General features: G+C 66.2%; 3 protein-coding genes and 1 tRNA gene. All 4 read right to left on the reverse strand.

The window, feature by feature from the left end; all coding sequences use genetic code 11:
• A partial coding sequence (locus VKF82_10845) for an anti-sigma factor (protein ID HME82565.1) occupies positions 1-815 on the reverse strand: 815 nt, incomplete at its 3' end.
• Positions 812-1,387 (reverse strand): sigma-70 family RNA polymerase sigma factor, encoded by a 576-nt coding sequence (locus tag VKF82_10850; GenBank protein HME82566.1) that lies wholly within the window; start codon positions 1,385-1,387, stop codon positions 812-814. The genes VKF82_10845 and VKF82_10850, both read right to left, overlap by 4 nt.
• Before the next feature lie 60 nt (positions 1,388-1,447).
• Positions 1,448-1,520: transfer RNA gene (locus VKF82_10855), tRNA-Gln, on the reverse strand.
• A 49-nt stretch (positions 1,521-1,569) separates the two neighbouring features.
• Positions 1,570-2,355: NlpC/P60 family protein (locus VKF82_10860; GenBank protein HME82567.1), on the reverse strand; the 786-nt coding region annotated here is incomplete at its 5' end.

A 2,355-nucleotide genomic window follows, 5' to 3' on the forward strand; every position in this document is an offset into this window, starting at 1 on the left:
ATCGCCATCTCCATCATGTAGGGCGTGGTGGGCGCTTTGCTGCCCGCCATCGGCTCCACGCTGAACGCGACGATGTCGCCCTTTTGCACGGGCATGGACATGTCCATCATCGTCATGCCGCCGTGCATCACCATACCCGCCTTGTGCGGCGTGCCCTTGCGCGTGATCCACACCTGATACGCCATGCCGCGCGGCGGCTCGGGCACGGTCGCAAGCAGCATGCCGTTGTGCCCGTGCGCGGGAGGCTGCAGCACGGCGCAGCGCCACATCTTACCATTGGCATCCGCATGCGGCCCCATCGTCCAATAGGTCCCGCTGGCCAACGCCGTCATCACGGCGTGGCCTGCCTGCGCCTCGTTCTGCAAAGCGACGTCGTCGTGGCGTGCCTGCTCGAGCTGCGATCCGAGCGAATCGACTTGTCGTTGCAGCGCACCGCGCTGTTGCGACTGGTCGATCGAGATCACGCCGAAGATGACCGCGGCGGCTGCGGCCACGCCCGCGAACCAGCCCCAGCCCGCGGGGATGCCGGCGCGCCAACGAGCGCCCGTCTCCAGACTGCTCCGCCGCGCAAGGGTCTGACCCGCGCGGACATCAGCCGCGGCCGCATCGAGGATGCGGGCCTTCAGTCCGGCAGGCGTAGCGACTTGCTCGCACGCCAGCGGCAGGGTGCCGCTGATGCCGAGCATCGCCATCACGTCAGCCCGACAGTCATCGCACTGCGCGATATGCGCGTCCACCAAGCCCCGCTCGTGCGCTGTCAGCGCGCCAAGCGCGTAGCCGGCGGCAAGATCGGTGACGTGCGCGTCGCCGTTCATACGCTCGACAGCCCCAGCTCCGGCGCTTCCAACGAGGCGCGCAGCTTCTGCAGGCCCATGCGCATGCGCCCCTTCACCGTGCCTAAGGGCACGCCCATCAGCTCGGCGATCTCGGTCTGCGTATAGCCTGAGAAATAGGCCAATTCGATACTCTTCTTCTGCTCAGGCGGAAGCCGTTCGAGCGCATGCCGCACCGCATCGCCGCGCAAGCTCGCCCAGACCTGCTGCCAGACGCCGGGCGCCTCGGCCGGTCCGTCAGGCAGCTCGTCCAGCGAGAGCGTGCCGGCACTCGACGCGCTCGCGCGCAACCGGTCGATCGCTCGATGGTGGACGATGGACATCAGCCAGGTTCGTGGGCTGCCTCGTTCCCGTTTATACGATTTTGCCTGACGCCAGGCTGATAAGAACGCGTCCTGGACGACATCTTCGGCGCCCCCCCGCTCGCCCACGATGCGGTACGCAAGCGCAAATGCGGGCTTGGCGTAGCGATCGTACAGCGCGTCGAGCGCATGCAGATCCGACAGCGCCAGCGCCGCCATAAGCTGTTCGTCGGTCGCGCTCTGGTTCGTCACATAACCCCTATAGGGCGTACGCTTCGGCGCGGCGCGCGGATGATTAGGGGCGTGGAAATGCTGGGGCGGAAGGACTCGAACCTTCGAATGCCAGCTCCAAAGGCTGGTGCCTTACCAACTTGGCGACGCCCCAACGCGCGCTCGCAGGAGCGCCTTCTACGTCAGACGGCTCGATTCCCAGATTATTGGACGAGGCGGCGCGCGCCGAGGTACCGGCTCGCGTAATAGTTCATGCTGAGCGCGTCGATGACGACGCCGCGGGTCGAAGCGTGGATGAACTTTCCATTGCCGAGATAGATACCGACGTGCGACGCGCCGCTCGTATAGGTCTCAAAGAACACCAGATCGCCCGGCATGAGCACCTGCATCGCGATGCGGTGCCCGACGCTGAACTGCTCGTCGGCCATGCGCGGCAGCTCGATACCGTTCTTGGCGAACACCACTTGCACGAAGCCTGAGCAATCGACGCCTGCGAAACTGGTGCCGCCCCACATGTAGGGCACGCCGAGATAGCGCATCGCAGTCTGCGTGATCCGCGAATCCAGCGCCAACATGCGCTGCGCGATGTCAAAGGGCTCTGCACCTGGGAGGTGCGGCGGTATGCTGCCCACGTGCGTGGCGGCCCACAGGGCCTGGGACGCCGCGAGTTTCGCCATCGTGGCAGCCGAGTGCATCGCTCCGACGCGGGCACCGGTGAGGGCGGCCGCGACCACCGCGGGCTTTTCGCTGCCGTGCTTCGTCGGATTGCCGTGGGGCTTGTGAGCTGCAACGGTCGAGGGATGATGGATGTGCACCGGCACGACGATCTGCTGGCCGAGCTGGAGCAAGCTCGTGTCGGTCAGATGATTGGTGACTTCCAGCGCGCTCAAGGACACGCCGAAACGGTCGGCGATCCCTGACAGGGTCTCACCGGAGGAGACGGTGTGCGTGATCGAGTCAGCTGCGGCCGGCGCGGCCGCCAACAGCAA

This window comes from Candidatus Eremiobacteraceae bacterium, from assembly GCA_035314825.1.
Taxonomy (GTDB): Bacteria; Vulcanimicrobiota; Vulcanimicrobiia; order Eremiobacterales; family Eremiobacteraceae; genus JAFAHD01.